This window comes from Pedobacter sp., assembly GCF_037719805.1.
Taxonomy (GTDB): Bacteria; Bacteroidota; Bacteroidia; order Sphingobacteriales; family Sphingobacteriaceae; genus Pedobacter.
In genome coordinates this window covers 596,315-613,480 of the sequence record NZ_JBBJLZ010000002.1, presented here as the reverse complement: position 1 = coordinate 613,480, position 17,166 = coordinate 596,315, and the positions used below count along the sequence as shown (strand labels likewise).

17 protein-coding genes and 1 tRNA gene are annotated in these 17,166 nt (G+C 40.5%); 5 read left to right on the top strand and 13 right to left on the bottom strand.

Annotated elements, in window-relative coordinates; all coding sequences use genetic code 11:
- Positions 1-40 precede the first annotated feature (40 nt).
- The 3 genes from WKF66_RS07695 to WKF66_RS07685 form a co-directional block, all read right to left on the bottom strand.
- Positions 41-111: transfer RNA gene (locus WKF66_RS07695), tRNA-Cys, on the bottom strand.
- 55 nt (positions 112-166) lie between these two features.
- Entirely contained in the window at positions 167-460 is a 294-nt protein-coding gene (locus WKF66_RS07690) for a hypothetical protein (RefSeq protein ID WP_489673844.1), read from the bottom strand.
- 169 nt (positions 461-629) lie between these two features.
- The gene (locus tag WKF66_RS07685) at positions 630-1,316 is read right to left on the bottom strand and encodes a substrate-binding periplasmic protein (protein ID WP_489673843.1); all 687 of its coding nucleotides are present in this window, start codon (positions 1,314-1,316) and stop codon (positions 630-632) included.
- A 205-nt stretch (positions 1,317-1,521) separates the two neighbouring features.
- On the opposite strand from WKF66_RS07685, the gene WKF66_RS07680 reads away from it, so the two are divergent.
- Positions 1,522-2,529, top strand: a complete 1,008-nt coding sequence (locus tag WKF66_RS07680) for an SDR family oxidoreductase (protein ID WP_489673842.1) — start codon at positions 1,522-1,524, stop codon at positions 2,527-2,529.
- A 16-nt stretch (positions 2,530-2,545) separates the two neighbouring features.
- Entirely contained in the window at positions 2,546-3,244 is a 699-nt protein-coding gene (gene rpiA / locus WKF66_RS07675) for a ribose 5-phosphate isomerase A (protein ID WP_489673841.1), read from the top strand.
- Here rpiA and WKF66_RS07670 read toward each other — a convergent pair.
- The 3 genes from WKF66_RS07670 to WKF66_RS07660 are packed head-to-tail and all read right to left on the bottom strand — an operon-like array spanning position 3,241 to position 6,429.
- Positions 3,241-4,758: a sensor histidine kinase gene (locus WKF66_RS07670; protein ID WP_489673840.1), complete on the bottom strand. Its 1,518-nt coding sequence runs from the start codon at positions 4,756-4,758 to the stop codon at positions 3,241-3,243. The two genes, rpiA and WKF66_RS07670, sit on opposite strands and share 4 nt — an antisense overlap.
- 6 nt (positions 4,759-4,764) lie before the next feature.
- The gene (locus WKF66_RS07665; RefSeq protein ID WP_489673839.1) at positions 4,765-5,205 is read right to left on the bottom strand and encodes a response regulator; all 441 of its coding nucleotides are present in this window, start codon (positions 5,203-5,205) and stop codon (positions 4,765-4,767) included.
- Between the two features lie 9 nt (positions 5,206-5,214).
- Positions 5,215-6,429, bottom strand: a complete 1,215-nt coding sequence (locus WKF66_RS07660) for a sensor histidine kinase (protein ID WP_489673838.1) — start codon at positions 6,427-6,429, stop codon at positions 5,215-5,217.
- A 222-nt stretch (positions 6,430-6,651) separates the two neighbouring features.
- Here WKF66_RS07660 and WKF66_RS07655 point away from each other — a divergent pair, with 222 nt between their 5' ends.
- Complete coding sequence (locus WKF66_RS07655; RefSeq protein ID WP_489673837.1) at positions 6,652-7,488, top strand: transporter; 837 nt, start codon at positions 6,652-6,654, stop codon at positions 7,486-7,488.
- Between the two features lie 180 nt (positions 7,489-7,668).
- On the opposite strand, the gene WKF66_RS07650 is transcribed toward WKF66_RS07655, so the two are convergent.
- The gene (locus WKF66_RS07650) at positions 7,669-8,616 is read right to left on the bottom strand and encodes a manganese catalase family protein (RefSeq protein WP_489673836.1); all 948 of its coding nucleotides are present in this window, start codon (positions 8,614-8,616) and stop codon (positions 7,669-7,671) included.
- A 250-nt stretch (positions 8,617-8,866) separates the two neighbouring features.
- On the opposite strand from WKF66_RS07650, the gene glf reads away from it, so the two are divergent.
- A complete protein-coding gene (gene glf, locus WKF66_RS07645; RefSeq protein WP_489673835.1) occupies positions 8,867-9,985 on the top strand; it encodes a UDP-galactopyranose mutase in 1,119 nt (372 codons plus the stop codon).
- Here glf and WKF66_RS07640 read toward each other — a convergent pair.
- The 6 genes from WKF66_RS07640 to WKF66_RS07615 all read right to left on the bottom strand — a co-directional run bounded on the left by WKF66_RS07640 (position 9,963) and on the right by WKF66_RS07615 (position 15,459).
- Entirely contained in the window at positions 9,963-11,138 is a 1,176-nt protein-coding gene (locus WKF66_RS07640; protein ID WP_489673834.1) for an amine oxidase, read from the bottom strand. The two genes, glf and WKF66_RS07640, sit on opposite strands and share 23 nt — an antisense overlap.
- Before the next feature lies 1 nt (position 11,139).
- Entirely contained in the window at positions 11,140-12,300 is a 1,161-nt protein-coding gene (locus tag WKF66_RS07635; protein WP_489673833.1) for a glycosyltransferase, read from the bottom strand.
- A gap of 13 nt (positions 12,301-12,313) precedes the next feature.
- Complete coding sequence (locus WKF66_RS07630) at positions 12,314-12,811, bottom strand: hypothetical protein (RefSeq protein ID WP_489673832.1); 498 nt, start codon at positions 12,809-12,811, stop codon at positions 12,314-12,316.
- 10 nt (positions 12,812-12,821) lie between these two features.
- Positions 12,822-13,907 (bottom strand): zinc-dependent alcohol dehydrogenase, encoded by a 1,086-nt coding sequence (locus WKF66_RS07625; protein WP_489673831.1) that lies wholly within the window; start codon positions 13,905-13,907, stop codon positions 12,822-12,824.
- 215 nt (positions 13,908-14,122) lie between these two features.
- Positions 14,123-14,758, bottom strand: a complete 636-nt coding sequence (locus WKF66_RS07620; RefSeq protein WP_489673830.1) for a response regulator — start codon at positions 14,756-14,758, stop codon at positions 14,123-14,125.
- Positions 14,759-14,802: 44 nt separating this feature from the next.
- Positions 14,803-15,459 (bottom strand): DUF4142 domain-containing protein, encoded by a 657-nt coding sequence (locus WKF66_RS07615; RefSeq protein WP_489673829.1) that lies wholly within the window; start codon positions 15,457-15,459, stop codon positions 14,803-14,805.
- 148 nt (positions 15,460-15,607) lie between these two features.
- Here WKF66_RS07615 and WKF66_RS07610 point away from each other — a divergent pair, with 148 nt between their 5' ends.
- Positions 15,608-17,164 (top strand): PAS domain S-box protein, encoded by a 1,557-nt coding sequence (locus tag WKF66_RS07610; protein WP_489673828.1) that lies wholly within the window; start codon positions 15,608-15,610, stop codon positions 17,162-17,164.
- Positions 17,165-17,166 lie beyond the last annotated feature (2 nt).

The following is a 17,166-nucleotide window of genomic DNA, read 5'->3' as shown; positions in this document are numbered from 1 at the left end:
CCAAACATCTAAAGATCAAACAATACTTAAATTGTATTTGACGTCAAGGGCGGATTCGAACCGCCGTGGAAGGTTTTGCAGACCCTTACCTAACCCCTCGGCCACATGACTATAAGACAAATATAGGTAAAGTCTATTAAATTGGTAGATATTTGTGAAATATTTTTTATATATCTTTTTCGAGACGAAGAGTAATTTCAATTTCCTCTCCAATTTCATCTATAGTAGCTTCATCCAGAATCACGTTCGCTCTGTCTGAATTTAAATCATGTCTATAGAAGGGCAGATCGCCAGCCTGTAGTTCTTCCTCTGAGACCAAGTCCCAACAATCTGCCTCATACTTTACTGCGCCTAGAATTGCCCCAAAATAGATTACTTTGTATTGCTGATCGGAGGTAGGTAAGATCGTTAATGTGACGTTATTGTCACCGTAACCAATCTTTATGTTAAAAGGTTCCATAATACACTTAACCGCTCGGGTCCTCAATTGTTTTGCTCCAGCTTAAGGCCTGACTGGACAATCTGGACAGCCAACCTGGTGATAGCAGTCCTACTTCGAGGCGATTGTAGCGCCGGTTTATACCTATTCTTTGGAGACAACCGATCGGTTGCCTTTGTGCAATCCGCTTCTAAAATTGAATGTCATTAAACCACTTTTTGTAGATAGTTTGATATACACCGTTTTGTTTCAGTAAACTTAATACGTCGTTAAACTGATCTTTAAGTTGAACATCGCCTTTTTTCAAGGCAATAGCATACTGCGAGTCGGTGCCTGGAAGGTACATTCCTACTTTGAGTTTTTTATTCTTTTGAAGAAAACCACCGGCTATCGGGGAGTCATCGATCAGCAAATCGATTTTGCCGGATTGCAACTTTCTATAAAGATCCTTATTCGTTTCGGCATGAACCATATTGTTTCCCGGAAAATTCATATGAACATACCGTTCTGCCTCCGTTGCCTCTCTAATCCCAATCGTTTTGTTTTTGAAGTCGGTAATTCCTTTAAGACTGTCTTCCTCCTTGATCACCGCGCAAAGTCGGAAATGTAGATAAGGATTTGTGAACTCCAGGATATGCCTACGAGAGGGGGTAACTGTTACTGCGGAGCAGATAATATCCAGTTCGCCTTTAAATAAGTGTTCTAGTATTGTAGACCATAAAGATACCTGGTATTCTATTTCTAACCCCAAATGATCAGTGATTGCCTTTAAAAGGTCAACCTCAAAGCCTTCAAAGCCTTCGGAATTGTAGTCAGAGTGCATCGGAAATGGAGCGGCGGAATCTAATCCGACTTTTATCACCTTTTTTTCGGTCATCTGATGAAAAAACAAATAAATGGTTACTTATTCCAGCGAATTTAATGCTTTAATAGCGAAAAAGGGTCAGGTTTGAGTCTTAATCCCGTTACTTTATTCAGATGACCTTGTGTTTTCTTGGCTTATTTGGTGCTCGGCATATTAATAATAAATCAAACCAATAGTTCTCAAAAAGGTTGAATGCATATACCTATCGAGAAATATTATGAATGAAGCAGATAAAATAAGCCGCCGTAAAGCATTGGGCGGTCTTGGCGTAGGCATTGCAACTATAGCAGCCGGACCTGCATTTGGTGCCGCCGACTCGGATGTCCTAAGTGGTAATGCTACAGCAGCCCTTGACGATCCAACTACGAAGTATCCTAAACCTCCCTTCAAGGAGCAGTCTCAGCCCTGGCCAGGTTTAGCCAGTAAAATGGATCCAAAGCCTGACCATGGAGAAACGAGCTATAAAGGGTCCGGGAGATTAGCTGGTCGTAAAGCACTAATCACTGGTGGCGACTCCGGAATGGGTAGAGCAGCCGCCATAGCGTTTGCCAGGGAAGGTGCAGATGTGGCAATTAATTATCTACCTGACGAAGAGCCCGATGCTAAAGAAGTAGTAGCGCTTATCCGGAAAGCCGGACGTAAAGCGGTTGCAATCCCAGGTGATCTCAGAGATGAAGCATTTTGCAAAAGACTTGTTGAAGAAGCGGTTAAAGGTCTTGGTGGTTTGGATATTCTAGTTAATAACGCCGCGAGACAGCAGACTCACGAATCCATTTTAGACATTAGTTCTGAGCAGTTCGACTGGACGATGAAGACGAATATCTACGCTCCGTTTTGGTTAACTAAAGCTGCTTTGCCACATCTAAAACCAGGCTCTGCTATCATTTCGACCACATCACAACAAGCTACTGATCCATCTGCAGAATTGTTTGACTATGCACAAACCAAAGCGGCAAATACGAGTTTCGTACGTTCGCTTGCCAAGCAGTTAGCTTCAAAAGGTATCCGTGTTAATGGTGTAGCGCCTGGACCAATATGGACTCCATTACAAGTTAGCGGCGGTGCCACAATGGAAAAGTTGAAGACATTTGGTGGCGATACTCCAATGGGCAGACCAGGTCAGCCAGTAGAACTTGCTTCTATTTACGTACAACTAGCGGCAGCAGATGCAAGTTATGCAACGGGCCAAGTTTACGGAGCTATGGGTGGCAGTGGTCAGCCTTAAATAGCTAACTTTGAATATGAATTGGACCAGTCATTTGCTAGATCAAAGCGCTCAGGTAGCACTAATTAAGAATAGAGACCAGAAGCAAAGCGTTGCCGATAAGATTGCAGACCGTGTCAGGAATGGTGATGTCATTGGCGTTGGTTCTGGTTCAACATCGTTATTAGCTGTTTATTCTATCGCGAAAAAAGTAGCTGATAAAAATTTGAGCATTAAAGTTATTCCCACTTCGCTGGAAATGAAATTTGCCTGTCAGAATTTAAATCTACTCATAACCGATCTTACAGTAGATAAGGTAGACTGGTGCCTCGATGGTGCCGATGAGGTTGACTCCGAATATAACCTAAATAAGGGCAGGGGTGGTGCACTATTCAAAGAGAAATTAGTAATGATGAGTTGTAATGAGCGTTATATACTCGTTGATCCAAGTAAGTTGGTTCCTGTCATAGGAACCAACTTTCCTATACCTGTAGAAATATATCCAATGGCTTTAAGATACGTAGAATCTGAGCTGATAAAACTCGGCTCAACAGAGATGAGTATGAGATTAGCGGGAGGGAAAGACGGTCCTGTGCTTACTGAAAGCGGATGTCTCATTCTAGATGTATATTTTGAGAAGATATACACTGGATTGGAAAAAGAGATTAAATCAATTACAGGTGTATTAGAAAGTGGTCTTTTCCAGGGTTACAATCCTATACTAATTACTTCCTAAAGTTCAGTTAAGACCGGTAGAGTAAACCAAAAAATGCTACCACTATTTAATTCGCTCTTTGCGCCGATTTGACCATGGTGTTTTTTGATAATTTCTTCACAGATGTACAGACCTAAACCAAGGCCAGTGTAGAGAGAACTTGCGTTACCAACCTGATAGTAACGGTCAAAAAGATAGCGAATCTTTTCTGCAGGTATTCCGGGGCCTTTATCGATTACCGATACCTTGACGTAACCGTCTATTTTTTCAATCTCTATTAAAATCGCTTTCGCATCAGGGGCGTACTTTATTGCGTTAGTAATGAAATTAACCAAAACCTGTTCAATTCTGATCGTATCCGCCAGAACTTCAATTTCCCTTTCCCCTTCAATTATTATGGTATGTGAAGCCAGATCTAGTTCATCAACGCAGGAGGTAATAAGATTAAAAAGGTTGAACTGTTGGCGGCTTATGTTGAGTTGACCTTGATTGGCCATACTTGCATTTAATAAATCCTCGATTAATACATTGACCTTGTCAAGACTTTTACTTGCCTGAGCAATAAGTCTAAATGATAGATCAGACGGAGCGTTTGCCTTTATCCGGTCAAGCATTTGCAGTGAGCCCTTCAAACTCGTAATAGGTGTTTTTATTTCATGACTGGCAATGCTGATAAAATCATCCTTATACTGCTGTAATAGTCGAAGTTCCTGAATATCTGTGGCAGTACCTACCCAAAGTTGTATATGGTCCTGAGCCTTAATCGGCATTAGCCGGATTAGGTGCCACCTAAATATTTCGTCAGATCTTTTTATCCTAATTTGGAATTCGCCACCATCTTTCCCACGCAGGATGGAAATAAATCCAGCTAAACCAAGCACCAGATCGTCAGGATGGATTACAACTTTAAAGCCCTGCATCTCTGTTCTAACACTATCCAGACCGGTATAGTCATACCAGCGTTGATTGTAATAGTCTACCTTACCACCCACTGTATTCGTCCAGGCGATTTGCGGAATAGTCTCCATCATGCTTCTAAATCTGCTTTCACTTTCCAGAAGCGCTGTGGTGCGCGTAACCACTCTTGTTTCCAACTCCTGGTTGAGGGAGAGAAGCTCAAAATTGAGCATCTTCAATTCTTCGGCAATTACTAGTTTCTCCTTCCTTAGCTGCGCATCATCAATAGCTCTTTTAATTTTTGTAGGCAGCGTAAAGAGATTGGCTTTTGATACATAGTCCGTTACTCCCGATTTAATGAGTTCAACCGCATTTTCCTCTCCGATAACTCCTGAAATGATGATAAAAGGTGTGAGTGGGTTGTTCTGCTGTTTAATTTGGAAAGCAGTCACAGCATCAAAGGAAGGCAAAGAAAAGTCTGAAAGGATTAGGTCTGGTTTATAATTCTCTAAAGCTTGTTCAAACGTTTTTCGTGTCTGAACGATTTCCGAAAGAAATATAACTCCTGATTTTCTTAGTTCACGACAAAGCAGATCGGCATCGCTTTCATTGTCTTCTACAATTAGAATTTTGATCATGTACTTCTAAAGTGCAGGTTGACTTAAGACCATCCAATACATTCCGATTTGCTTAACGGCCTGGAAGAAATTATCACTATCCACTGGTTTAACGATGTAGCTGTTTGCTCCTAGAGCGAAACATTTTTCGATATCAGGTCCTTCGTTGGAAGATGTTAACATGACCACCGGAAGGGACTTTAAGTTCGGATCCGCCTTTATAATCTCCAACACTTGAAGGCCTGATACTTTCGGCATCTTTAAGTCCAATAGTACTAACTTCGGAAACTCTTTTGGATTACGCTCTGAATACTCTCCACGGCAAAATAGAAAATCCAACGCTTCTGCGCCATTGATTACATGATGCAGCTTGTTGTGGAAACCACTTTTATTTAAAGCGCGAACGGTAAGTGCAGCATCATCCTGACTGTCTTCAACGAACAAAATTTCAACGTTATGGTAACTCATTATGTTATTCTAAATTATAGTTTGTTCTATGCTTGGTAGGCTAAAGTAGAAAGTGGAGCCCTCATCTAATTTTGACTCCGCCCATGCTACACCATTGTGACGCTGTACAATCTTCTGTACAATTGCAAGGCCGATACCTGTACCTTCAAATTCCTCCTGAGAATGCAGCCGTTGGAAAACCCCAAATAGCTTATCATAATATTGCATGTCAAAACCTGCGCCTTTATCTCTTACGAAATAGACAATCATATTATTTTGCTTATAGGCACCTACCTCAACAACTGTTTCTGCTTTATGTCTGGAATATTTAACTGCATTTGAAATAAGGTTGATCCAAACTTGTTTAATTAACAACTTGTCACCCATGGCAGCAGGTAAAGTGTCGATAGTATAAATCGGTAGGTTTTCATCATCTTCTGTTAATTCATCCTGAACGGCCCTAACCAAAGCGTTCATGTCCATGGCTGAAAAGCTTACCTGTTTTCTTCCTAGTTTTGAAAATGCAAGTAAGTCATCAATCAGCTCGCCCATTTTCTTTGAGTTACGGGTAATGGAATGAAGAATTTTAATACCTTCATTATCGAAGGCTTCCATATAATCTTCTACAAGTATTCTCGTGTATCCATGGATGGCACGTATAGGCGCCCGGAGATCATGCGAAACAGAGTAGGAGAATGATTCAAGCTCCTTATTAACAACTTCCAGTTCTTTATTAGCAAATTCCAGTTGTGACGTTCGCTCAATGACTTTTCTTTCTAGTTCATCATTAAGTTTACGGATGTCATCTTCAGCACTTTTCAGCTCACGATTTGCGATAATAAGTTCTTCTGCGCGCTTTTCTTTTTCCTCGTTTTGGAAAGCTAACTCTTTGTTAGCGATAATGAGTTCTTCAGCCCGTTTCTCTTTTTCCTTGTTTTGGAAGGCAAGTTCTTTATTGGCTATGACAAGTTCCTCAGCCCGGGTCTCTTTTTCCTTGTTTTGGAAAGCTAACTCTTTATTAGCGATAATGAGTTCTTCAGCCCGTTTCTCTTTTTCCTTGTTTTGAAAGGCGAGTTCTTTATTGGCTATGACAAGTTCCTCAGCCCTGGTCTCTTTTTCCTTGTTTTGAAAAGCCAGTTCTTTATTGGCAATAAGTAATTCTGCAGCGCGCTTCTCTCTTTGAAGGTTCTGAAGGGCAATCTCCTTATTAGCCAGGAAGAGTTCATCGTTCTCTTTATTGTTCATTCTTATTGTGAGATTTATCCAGGACTTGATAGAATATTAAGACTGGTTTAGGGGCAGCACTTCTCTAGTGCCAAAGTTTTAAAGCTAAGCTATTAATTGATCAAACCAGCGGTATTTCACATATATCGCTCCCTATCATTCTGCAGCAATGTGTCATGCACGATAACCATATAAACTTTTTATTGCCTAAACTGTTATTTAACGCAATCTAGACTTATGAATATGATCAGAACACTGCTCTGCGCTTCATTGATTTTTCTAACCTGCGAATCCGGTTACGCACAGGCAACAAAAATGACTAGTGTTAATTTATTTAATCCTGTTCCGAAAGACATGTTGCGCGATATGGAAACGGACCGTCCTGATATTACCGAATCTCCATTTACCGTTGATGCAGGGCACATTCAATATGAAGCAGATCTGCTAAAGTTTAAACGCGAAAAAGATGAGCTTAGTAATCAGCAAACATTGCTAATCAACCAGGCGAACTTGAAGCTTGGTATTACCAACTCAGCTGACTTACAGATAATCATACAAGCCTTTGGCACACAGCGCGACTTAGATCTGGTTACTGGGAACAAGACAAACACTCATGGCCTTGGCAATTTGATACTCCGGCTAAAACAGAATATATCGGGAAATGGTGGCGGAAACTTCTCTATTGCTATTTTACCCTATATCAAATTTCCAACATCTCAACTGGAGCCAGACCAAAGGTACGAGGGTGGGATAATTCTACCCATGCAGCTGAAGCTTCCAAATGATTGGAAACTGGGATTCCAGATCGAAGGAGATCGTTTACAAGATAAATATGATCACAGTCTACACACGGAACTTTTACAATCGTTAACGCTAAGCCATGAAATCATAAAGGGACTGGAAGGTATAGGAGAGACTTTTTATACCTATGATTTTAAGCAGCACCATTGGTCAAGCTATTTGAATGGATCGTTGCAACTCTCATTAGCAAATAATCTTTTACTTGACGCAGGGCTTAATTACGGTATCCAGGCGGATGCGGAAAAAACGTACTTTATTGGGACGTCTTTTCGATTCTGATTAAAAATATTCCGATGGAATTATCTATTGTTTAGCTTTGAAGGAAAGATCTGCTTGCTCGTTAGAGTTGCAAAATGCAAATGATAAATCGAAGGCTGGGCCTTTTCAATTAAGGAAATCCTATGAACCGTAATAAAAGAATGGCTTCCCAAATTTGAAAAGCCATTCTTTACTATTTTCTTATTCGAAGTCCTGAGCGGTATAGTCGCTCCATTGAGCTACACCATCCGGTTCAGACTGCTTTACTTCTGTACTTCGTATAGCACTTAGATCTTTATTAAGCTCTTCGCTTTCTGCGATTTCAGCTTCTTTTTCATCATCGAGTACTGTAAGACCTTCAGTTTGCATAACTTCCGTCACAGGGTCTGAGATGTATTCCCACTGTAATCCCATGCCTGGCATTTCGCCTTGGTTCCAAGGACCTCGCACGCTTTGAGAAGGCGACATATTGAAATACTGTTGTGTAAATCTAGGATCAGCTTGTAGAACTCCGGGAGGGAAATTAGGCTGAATTGTTTCCAGTGCTGCTTCGAACATTTTGTAATGCGCAACTTCGCGTGTCATTAAAAACGAAAGCGTTTCCTTTACGTAAGGGTCATCAGTAAATTTCATCAAATGCTCATAGACTAATTTCGCACGGGATTCCGAGGCAAGATTACTTCTTAAGTCAACTGTAAGGTCTCCATTAGAATGAATATATGACGCACACCATGGAATACCCTGACTATTTCTCAAAGTTGGCCCACCACCAGTAATGATAGGAAACTGCGGGTTTGCACTTAAAGCCGCATGAATAATATTTTCTTTGGCAGCTTTACCTTCTAAGACCTGCATGATTTCCGAAGAATCAGCGGCATCCTTAAGTTCACCGTTAACTCCTTTTAACAACATTTGGATCGTAGCACCCACGATCTCCAGGTGTGAAAATTCTTCAGTAGCGATGTCCATAAGCATATCATACTTATCGGGATGCGGCTGTTTAGCCCCAAATGCCTGCGTAAAATATTGCATGGCTGCTGCTAGTTCGCCATTTTCTCCGCCAAATTGTTCCAGCAAAATGTTGGCAAATGCTGGGTCTGGACGGGATACCCGAGCATTGAATTGTAAATCTTTTGAATGGTGAAACATAACTTTAATTTTAGGTTTAAAAACACTTTGAAAGAACAATGCACATGCCGACGTTAGGAAAACCGGTAATATTAATATCGAAGGGGTATTTTGATTCAAAGAACACGTAGATTAGTCCTTCATCCAGTACAATTCGGTTAATACGCGTTTATAGAGTATTAATACGCATTTTTTAGACTGAATTGTTATTGGCACTTACATTGATTTAACTTGCCGCAAGCCGCTTAAAGGCTGTATAACATCTAAATAAATGATTAAAGAAAGTTCTGTATACGATTATCTAATAGTTGGAAGTGGCTTGTTCGGCTGTGTCTTTGCACACGAAGCTACCAAACGCGGCAAACGTTGTCTAGTGATAGATAAGCGAGAGCACGCCGGTGGAAATGTTTATTGTGATCATATTGAAGGAATAAATGTCCATAAATATGGAGCACATATTTTTCATACCAATGACCGTCAAATCTGGGATTATGTTAATTCGTTTGTAGAATTTAACCGCTATACGAACAGTCCGTTGGCTAACTTTGAGGGAACTTTGTATAATTTACCTTTCAACATGAATACCTTTTATCAGTTATGGAAAGTTAAAACCCCTGAAGAAGCTAAAGCAAAGATCCAGTCCCAAATAGATCAGAACAAAAGCGGCACTCCAGCAAATCTTGAAGAACAAGCAATTTCGCTTATTGGGACAGACATTTACTATAAGATAATTAAAGGCTATACAGAAAAGCAATGGGGCAGAGCAGCTACTGAGCTACCTGCATTTATTATTAAACGTTTACCTGTTCGCTATACTTATGATAATAACTATTTTGATGATAAATATCAGGGGATTCCAATTGGCGGATATAATAAATTAACTGAAGGCTTGTTGGCCGGTATTACCGTAGAACTTGGTGTTGATTATTTTGCAGACAGGGAACGCTGGAACAGCATGGCTGATCAAATTGTTTTTACCGGAAATATTGACCAGTATTATGGATATCAGTTCGGAAAACTAGAATATAGAAGTCTTAGATTTGAACATACCGTATACGATCAGGAAAATTATCAAGGTAATGCCGTTATTAACTACACAGAACAGCATATACCTTATACCAGAACAATCGAACATAAACACTTCGAGTTCGGTACTCAAGCCAAAACGGTAGTTACTAAAGAGTATCCGGAAGAATGGACCCCGGAGAAAGAAGCATATTATCCTGTAAATGATGCTCGAAATACTGAGTTATATCTAAAATATAAAGCACTCTCAGACCAGGAACGTAATGTAATTTTTGGAGGTAGACTTGCAGAATATAAATACTACGATATGCACCAAATTATCGGTTCTGCCTTAAAAAAGGTCAAAACTCATTTTTCAGAGTAACAGATTCAACTAAATGCTCAGCCAAAAGGAATTGCGATTCTAATAAGGCTGAGGCATACGGTTGATTTAACCACCTTGCATTTGGCTGGCTTTCACTTGCGTCCCAAAGACCTGAATGATGCCAGTTATGCAAGTGATCCCAATCTGGGCGGTCAATAATTGGGTAAAGACAAATGCCTTCTAACGGTACGCCAAACTCTATTGCCTTAATACATTCTTTAGTAATCAGTTCTAACCAATTTGGTCTATGTTCGCCAGAATGACTTGTCTCAGCGATTATCACTGGTTGACCGTATCTCTGATAGGCCTCTAGAAGCAGTGAAGAAAGGCCCCTCCATCTGGGATCAGGCTCAAGGTTTGCCCATGGCAGGAACTCAAACAGATTAGATATCCACTGATTATTATAATAGAAATTGAATCCCATGTAATCAATGAGTCCAGATTCACCACCAAGTTCAGGACACATTTTACCTGTAAGCATATCTAAGGCCTGATATTGTATCTCGTGTTGTTCATTAGAATTTAAAATTTCAGCATCAGAAGCATTAAGTGGCGGTACAATATTCACTATTGGCTCCGTACTCATTATAAGTATCGTTTCATCGATAGCTTTCATAGCTTTAATGCCCTGAATATAAGCTCGAATCAACGAATATTTTACATCCCAACCCATTCCTTTGCAATATGGGGTAGTGCTAGCATGATCACCGCCGAGCCAGGATATAAATCCTACTTCATTAATTGGAGTCACAATTAGTAATCCTTCAGGTGAAATACCTCTATAAAACCGGACGAAGGCCTCACACAAGGCGACAAACCGGCTTGAAAAGTGGGGGTGCAAGGGAGACAGGTCATCTGGAAATCCAAAGTGGCATATATCCCATATCTGTTGGATGCCTTTGTCTTTTCCAGCTTTGATCATCAACTCAACCGTTGAAAAATTATATACATAAGGCCGCTCTTCTACCTTACTCCAACGGATTCCCTCTCTAACAGTGCTAATATTAAGTTGTGAAAGTAAGTCGTAATCTTCATGAATCTGATCAATGTGACCAGTAAGGCTAAGTAAGTCTACCCGGTTACCGTAGTGGTTGAGTTGGTCAGTACATTCATAACCTGCCATCCAAAAGGATCTAAAAGGAGTGTTATCCATATTAGCTTGCCAGCAATTTGTCTTGAGCCTGAACCTGAGATATCTTGCTTTTCATCTGGGAATAGGTGTTATCCCAAGACTTGTCAGCTAAAAATGCATCTACTTTCGCTAACCATTTAGAAGATTTTTTAACACTCAATAGTGTGTCAGCGGCAGATAAAAATTCTTCCTTCGTTCCTGCTACTTGTACTAGTCCTTGCAATCCGTAAGGATTAATTACATCACGAATAGGCGTAGAGACCACCGGTACACCAGCAGCTAAATACTCCGGGGTCTTCGTTGGGCTAATAAACCGGGTCGATTCATTAAGTTTAAAAGGAATCATTGCTAGATCCCACCCGGATAAGTATCCCGGCAATTGCTGATAAGATCTCTGACCCATGTAGGTAATATTAGGATGTTTTGGCAAACTCGAAGGATCAATCTTAACCACAGGTCCAATAAGAATTATTTGCCAATCAGGTCGCTGCTGCGCAATATGATTTATAAGTTCAAGGTCAAACCTTTCATCAATCACGCCGAAAAATCCAACTTTTACACCTTTTACTCTTGCCTGATCTTCAGGTTCAGTCTTTATCAATCTGGATGACGCGAAATGCTGTTTATCGATGCTGCTTGGAAATGCAAAAATGTTGCCATGATGATGTTTTTTAGCTTCATAAAGCGAATAACCGCCTGTGAAGACAAGATCTGATACCCTTAGCAACTTCTTTTCTAAGTCCAAAAGTTCTTTTGGTGCAAAGTCGAAAGCAGATAGTTCGTCCATACAATCGAATATAATTGTATAGGGTTTAAGGTGTGAAGAAAAAGAAAGCGCCATTGGTGTATAATACCAGAATATCCATTCCTGCAAATCCTCTTTATAAAGGAATTTATCAACGATGGACTTTAACGAAGAATTAGTTTCTTCGGTACTAAGCCCAGACTTGAAATGCGGTCTTAAAACGGTTAAAGTATCGGACTTTTTGTCGACCTCAAGATAAGCCATTTCTATTGTGTCAAAAATCGGCTCCTCAAGAAAGAAGACATTCAAGTCCTGCGAAAAACGTGTCAACAAATGTTGCGGACGTTGAAAAACGAAATCCCAGCGTAAATGTGAGAAGCACAATAAATTTTTTTGTGATGATTCCTCAGAACCGATTGAATTATAACTTTTCTTCATATTTTAAACATAATTAAAACCAGGTTTTCTTCCTTTTTTTACGCATTGAAAAGTACAATACAACGCCTATTGCAGTGAGCGTCGCAACTTTAGTAGCCATTCCTTTTGGGTTGTATTTCCATTCGACTTTCCATCCTCTTTCTGACACGATATTTGGTACATGTCCTTTGGCGAAATCTTCTATAATTCCTTCGAAAACATTAATACGGTCGGCAAGAATAAGTGGAATCCAATGGCGGTAACGGTCCTCGCTATGTTTGAAAGCATAGCGTCTTATGACCCCACTCAGACCAGATGGCGGAACGGAAGTTCCAAATACCCGTGTCATTGCAGGACGCTCGGTAGACATCAATACTTCCACAGATTCAGGTTGTTGCTCAGCACGTTCGTAGTGACTTCGGTTATGGTCGTCACCTGTGTAATTCTTCATTGGATAATTTGGCTCGTTCTCTGGATCAGCGTCCATTCCCCAGCCAGGTATCTCTTTATAATCAAAATTGTTTGTTTCCATTTCTTAATGTTTAAGGGATCAATACGGTCTTAATGCAATTGTCAAGTTTAGATGAGAACAATCGGTACGCATCTGCCACCTCTGCAAGAGGCACTCTGTGAGTAATTAGTCCCTTTGGGTTTAATCTCCCCGAAAGTACATGATCAATAAGCTTAGGAAGCAATCGCTTCACAGATGCCTGGTTGGCTCTGATTGTTATCCCCTTATTAACAACATTACCAATAGGAATTAAGTTAAAAGGGGGGCCATATACGCCAACTATCGAGACAATACCACCTTTTTTAACTGAATTAATTGCCCACTGCAATGCAGTTCCTGCGCCTGCCTGCATCAACATGACACGTCCACTAAACGTTTGAAGCGTATTTCCTTCAGCTTCACATCCAACGCAGTCGATACAAACATCCGCACCAAACCAATCTGTAGTCTTCTTTATAAACATTACTGGATCTGCCATATCCTTGAAATTATAGGCTTCACACTTAGCATAGTTCTTAGCAAACTCAAGTCTGTAATCTACGTGATCAATTATAATCACCCGTGAAGGACCAAAGAACCAGGCACAACGCGCCGCCATAATCCCAATTGGACCTGCACCAAATATTACTACCGTATCGCCTTGCTTGATTCCACCCATTTCAGCGGCCTGGTATCCTGTAGGAACAACATCTGTAAGCAACACCGCATCATCCGGATCCATTTCTGCAGGTATTACTGTTGGACCCACATCAGCATAAGGTACCCTCACGTATTCCGCTTGACCACCATCATAACCGCCTGCAGTATGCGAATAACCGAATATTCCGCCAACAGCAGTTGCCATTGGATTAGATTCGTGGCAATTACCAAATAAACCTTGCTTACAAAAGTTACATTTTCCACATGCTACATTGAACGGAACCAGCACCTGGTCGCCGACTTTCAGATTCTGTACTAAAGGGCCAACTTCTTCAACGATCCCAGTAAACTCGTGACCAAACGTCGAACCTACCCGGGTATCCGGCACCATCCCATGATAAAGATGAAGGTCTGATCCGCAAATACAAGTGCGAGTAACCCTCACAATAGCATCTTCCGGGTGTAAAATCTCTGGCATAGGCCGCTGTTCAGCCCTGACCCGATATGGGCCTCTATAGTTCTTGCTAACATAAACGATTGTTATATTGGTGAATAGTTTCCTATTGTATAAAAAATTTGCGTCCTGTTTGTTTTATGTATTGGTACAATACGTATTCTCCGCAGTCAGGAGCCACATTTTGGGGTCAAATACTTGCTAGTTTTCAAACGTTCCTATCCGGAAAGTTCAATTTTTTATTGAATAATATTACTTAAAACAGCCTTTCTAATCAGACTAGCAGTATTCGTTGTACTTGTCTTTTTAAGCAGTTCCTGGCGATGGCCCTCAATTGTCCGTTTACTGAGGAACAGCTTTTGAGCCATTTCATTATTTGTCATGCCTCCCGCAATAAGATTCAGCACTTCCAGTTCTCGCGAACTAAATCGTCGGTTGTCTATCATACAATCTTTAGACTTAAAGTTTGATAATAGCTGTACAGTCAATTTGCCGGGAATATAAACACCGCCTTGCATTGCGAATTTTATTCCGAAGAAGAGTTCTGATCTATCAATATCTTTAGTCAAAAACCCATGAGCACCTTCATTAATTGCTTTCGCAACTTGATCAAAATCATCAATCATTGATAGGAAAACGATTTTTATTTTAGGGTAAAGTACACGAAGCTTGCTTAGCAAGTTGATTCCGTCCATTTCCGGCATGGCGATGTCGGAGAGCACCAAGTCAGCCAGGACGTCCTTACTTAATAAGTTCAAAACATCTAGACCGTTATCTGCTTCGCCTACGACGTTTAATTCCGGATCTTCTTTAAGAAGCATCTTTATTCCCTTTCGAACTAGCTTTTGGTCTTCGGCAATAATGATGTTGATCATAACAATATTTTGGTTTGGACTATCGCAATATTTTTATCCATACTTTAATTGGTCTGGCCAGGGGATGGACTTACTTCTTGTAGATCATCACCGTTATTCACATTGCTTAAATTAAGTGTCTTGCCAATGGCTACCGCTTTATTGTAATGCGCCTGAATAATTGGGAGTGTTTTGGCTGCAAATGCTTTAACATCAGGATTAGTTAATTTCTGACCGGCTGTAAATAATTTAACTGTCTTAGCATGATCTGAAAGCATCATAGTGATATATTGCTGATCAAATTTGTGGTCATTTAAGACTTGTAGGTCACGTAGGTGCTTTGCGTGATCTTCTGGCAATGTCTTCGGAATAGTTGCTAAAACTTTGCCGGCAAGCATCGCAACCTCCTGATTAGCCTTTCCGTGATCTTTTAGCATTAACATTGCAAACTCTTTTACTGCAGGATCTTTAGTCTGTGTGGTTGCTGCATTTGCTGCCTCAACTTCCATCAAACCACCTACTGCTGCAGCTTGTAAAAATGTGGTCTCATCGGTCGCATCAGCATCATGAACATGTTCAGTATCATTTAGCATGGTGGAATCCTTGATAGAGTCAAGCGCAGTGGTTTTTTCATTGGCAGCGTCCTTATTTTCATTATTTGCGCAAGATTGAAGCAGAATAGCTACAATAAATAGTGCAGGAATTTTTAAGCTGGTTTTCATGTTCGTTGTTTTTGGTATGCAACACTTAGTATTATGTATTAGTTTTATAAATTTAAAGCTTGAATAAAGCTCAACCCACAATTAAGCGACGCTATTTTCAATTTTCATCTTAGTGATGTAACTTAGGACTAAATTTTTTTACAGAAATATGCTTGAATCCAAGAAACCACAAGGCGAAAACATTGAGGAACTGAACAGTCAAATCGACGGTCATCAGTTACGAGAGGTTCAAATGAATGCTGAAATTAGGGGCCAGGAGGCGATAATAGCTAAACTACGCCTGGCCGAAGAACGCAGCGCCATTCTTGCTGCGATCGTAGATTCCTCAGACGATGCAATTATTAGTAAAGATCTGGACGGCATCATTACAAGCTGGAATCATTCTGCTGAGCGAATTTTTGGTTATTTAGCTTCGGAAATGTTAGGACATTCTATCATAAAATTGATCCCAACAGACCGCACTAATGAAGAAGCCCTTTTCCTGAGTAAGATACGTCTGGGAGAACGAATACAGAATTTCCAGACCATAAGGGTTGCCAAAAATGGAAAGCAAATAAATGTGTCATTAACTATTTCTCCAGTGAAAGATAATCAGGGTTTAATCATTGGTGTTTCAAAGATTGCCCGGGATATTGCGGAACTGATACAGGCCGAAGGAAATAGTGCAATGCTTTCTGCAATTGTATCTTATTCGGACGATGCAATTATTAGTAAGGATTTGGACAGCATTGTGACTAGTTGGAACCGTTCCGCAGAGCGTTTATTTGGCTACAGCGCAGCGGAAATGATAGGAGAGTCTATCGTAAAACTGATACCTTCTGACCGTCGTCAGGAGGAACCTGAGATTATAGCTAAACTGAAAACAGGTAAGCGGGTTGACCATTTTGAGACTAAACGTTTGACTAAAAGAGGTACGCTTCTTGACGTCTCCTTAACCATTTCACCATTAATTGATCAAACTGGGAGAATTATTGGGATTTCCAAAATTGCCAGGGATATCACAGATAAAAAGCTGGAAGAGCAGCGTAAGAATGATTTTATAGCGATTGTTAGCCATGAACTTAAAACCCCGCTAACGTCCATGCGCTCCTATGTCCAACTTGCGTTGCTAAAAGCCCAGGAACGTGATGACACTTTTAGTATAAGCGTGTTAAATCGAGCAGATAATCAAACTCTTAAGATGACTACAATGATTCGGGATTTCTTGAACTTATCCAGACTGGAAGAAGGGAAGATGTCGTTGAACCGCTCAGACTTTTCTTTGATGAAATTGATGGACGAAGTTGTGGCAGACAGCGTTACCATTGCACCTGCTCATATTATAAACTATAAGCCATGCCCAAGTACCATGATTAATGGCGATTATGAGAAATTGTCTCAGGTGTTAACCAATTTAATAGGCAACGCAATCAAATATTCTCCAGAGGGTAGTACGGTCACAGTAGCATGCACTGTTGAAAGCGACCATGTGAGATTTCTGGTCTCTGATCAGGGATATGGCATTTCAGCCGCTGACCAGCCCCGGCTTTTCGAGAGATTTTATCGTGTACAGGACGAGCGGCAACACCAGGTAACCGGGTTTGGGATTGGCTTGTATCTAGTATCTGAAGTACTCAAGTTACATGGTAGTGAGATAAAAGTGCAAAGCGAACTAGAAAAAGGTTCTACATTTTCGTTCAACCTTCCGCTCAACATTAGTGCATAATT

Bases quoted from the DNA above. Each gene is read 5' to 3' on its own strand.
- WKF66_RS07640 (WP_489673834.1), bottom strand. From the start codon at position 11,138: ATGGATAACACTCCTTTTAGATCCTTTTGGATGGCAGGTTATGAATGT.
- WKF66_RS07610 (WP_489673828.1), top strand. From the start codon at position 15,608: ATGCTTGAATCCAAGAAACCACAAGGCGAAAACATTGAGGAACTGAAC.
- WKF66_RS07665 (WP_489673839.1), bottom strand. From the start codon at position 5,205: ATGAGTTACCATAACGTTGAAATTTTGTTCGTTGAAGACAGTCAGGAT.
- WKF66_RS07650 (WP_489673836.1), bottom strand. From the start codon at position 8,616: ATGTTTCACCATTCAAAAGATTTACAATTCAATGCTCGGGTATCCCGT.
- WKF66_RS07690 (WP_489673844.1), bottom strand. From the start codon at position 460: ATGGAACCTTTTAACATAAAGATTGGTTACGGTGACAATAACGTCACA.
- WKF66_RS07630 (WP_489673832.1), bottom strand. From the start codon at position 12,811: ATGGAAACAAACAATTTTGATTATAAAGAGATACCTGGCTGGGGAATG.
- WKF66_RS07660 (WP_489673838.1), bottom strand. From the start codon at position 6,429: ATGAACAATAAAGAGAACGATGAACTCTTCCTGGCTAATAAGGAGATT.
- WKF66_RS07670 (WP_489673840.1), bottom strand. From the start codon at position 4,758: ATGATCAAAATTCTAATTGTAGAAGACAATGAAAGCGATGCCGATCTG.
- WKF66_RS07615 (WP_489673829.1), bottom strand. From the start codon at position 15,459: ATGAAAACCAGCTTAAAAATTCCTGCACTATTTATTGTAGCTATTCTG.
- WKF66_RS07680 (WP_489673842.1), top strand. From the start codon at position 1,522: ATGAATGAAGCAGATAAAATAAGCCGCCGTAAAGCATTGGGCGGTCTT.
- WKF66_RS07655 (WP_489673837.1), top strand. From the start codon at position 6,652: ATGATCAGAACACTGCTCTGCGCTTCATTGATTTTTCTAACCTGCGAA.
- WKF66_RS07635 (WP_489673833.1), bottom strand. From the start codon at position 12,300: ATGAAGAAAAGTTATAATTCAATCGGTTCTGAGGAATCATCACAAAAA.
- glf (WP_489673835.1), top strand. From the start codon at position 8,867: ATGATTAAAGAAAGTTCTGTATACGATTATCTAATAGTTGGAAGTGGC.
- WKF66_RS07625 (WP_489673831.1), bottom strand. From the start codon at position 13,907: ATGCCAGAGATTTTACACCCGGAAGATGCTATTGTGAGGGTTACTCGC.
- rpiA (WP_489673841.1), top strand. From the start codon at position 2,546: ATGAATTGGACCAGTCATTTGCTAGATCAAAGCGCTCAGGTAGCACTA.
- WKF66_RS07685 (WP_489673843.1), bottom strand. From the start codon at position 1,316: ATGACCGAAAAAAAGGTGATAAAAGTCGGATTAGATTCCGCCGCTCCA.
- WKF66_RS07620 (WP_489673830.1), bottom strand. From the start codon at position 14,758: ATGATCAACATCATTATTGCCGAAGACCAAAAGCTAGTTCGAAAGGGA.